This window comes from Erythrobacter donghaensis (genome assembly GCF_001557325.1).
GTDB classification, from domain to species: Bacteria; Pseudomonadota; Alphaproteobacteria; order Sphingomonadales; family Sphingomonadaceae; genus Erythrobacter; species Erythrobacter donghaensis_B.
This window is the reverse complement of the sequence record NZ_LSJS01000282.1, coordinates 1-232: the sequence shown is the minus strand read 5'-3', so window position 1 is coordinate 232 and position 232 is coordinate 1. Positions and strand designations below refer to the sequence as shown.

The 232-nt window shown below is 68.1% G+C and carries 1 pseudogene; it reads right to left on the bottom strand.

From position 1 onward, the window contains the following. Positions 1 to 232, bottom strand: a pseudogene (locus AX692_RS16180) (hypothetical protein); the annotation flags it as partial.

Here is a 232-nt window from a genome sequence, read left to right as displayed (position 1 = left end):
CCGGCGTCCCCTCCGCCACAATCTCCCCCCCGCGCACCCCGCCCTCGGGGCCCAAGTCAATAATCCAGTCGGCGGTCTTGATCACGTCGAGGTTGTGCTCGATCACCACCACCGAGTTGCCGCCGTCCACCAGTCGGTGCAGCACTTCGAGGAGCTTGCGCACGTCCTCGAAGTGCAGGCCCGTGGTCGGCTCGTCGAGGATGTAGAGCGTCTGCCCGGTCGAGCGGCGGGC